The organism is Bremerella sp. JC817, from assembly GCF_040718835.1.
Lineage (GTDB): Bacteria > Planctomycetota > Planctomycetia > Pirellulales > Pirellulaceae > Bremerella.
In genome coordinates this window covers 1-702 of sequence record NZ_JBFEFG010000116.1, presented here as the reverse complement: position 1 = coordinate 702, position 702 = coordinate 1, and the positions used below count along the sequence as shown (strand labels likewise).

The 702-nt window shown below is 49.9% G+C and carries 1 protein-coding gene; it reads left to right on the top strand.

What is annotated here, in order from left to right; all coding sequences use genetic code 11:
- Positions 1-179 precede the first annotated feature (179 nt).
- On the top strand, positions 180-395 hold the full coding sequence (locus AB1L30_RS00535) for a hypothetical protein (protein ID WP_367011401.1): 216 nt from the start codon (positions 180-182) through the stop codon (positions 393-395).
- The last annotated feature ends 307 nt before the right edge of the window (positions 396-702 follow it).

Sequence of the window (702 nt, the reverse complement as noted above, 5' to 3'; positions counted from 1 at the left end):
GTTACGCGGCACGATCTGGCGGCGGGGATCGTTGGTGACGACCGACGTCGCAATCGCGTCCGCCGTCGGCGAGATCGCCTCGGTTGGAGCGGTCTCTGAAGGCGTAGCCGACAAATTTCCGGAAGGCTGAGCCACAGCATCATTGTGCTACCTACTAGGCACTGTCAGAAAACGGTAATTTGACTTTCAATTCCGGACCTCCAACCGTTGAAGAGCACATTCTCTTTTCAACACATAGAGGTCCATCATGGCAACGCACCGACGAGTATGGCGGATCGAAAGAGAACCGGACTCGGTTTCTGCTGGAAGTGATCGCCATGCATGTGCGAGATCCAGCTTCAACGGTTGGAGGTCCGGAATTGAAAGTCAAATTACCGTTTTCTGACAGTGCCTAGTAGGTAGCACACGCGAAGGAAATACGTGCGCATGAATCTCCACCTCGAACAAAGAAAAAACAACTGACGCGAAGCTTTCCTCGAACAGGCCACTAATAAAAAAAGGCTCGACCAGTATTGGTCGAGCCTTTTTCGTTGGATTGAAGTTGGATCGGGAAGTTAAACCTTCACCGTGCACTTGAAAAAGAGCCCAGATTCCTCCAAATGGTTCATTCAGCGGGATTTAGTGCAAATCTGTTCACCACCTGGACTGCCAAGTAGTGTACAAATTTTCAAAATGAAGGCAAGCAACTTTGTCGAAATGACA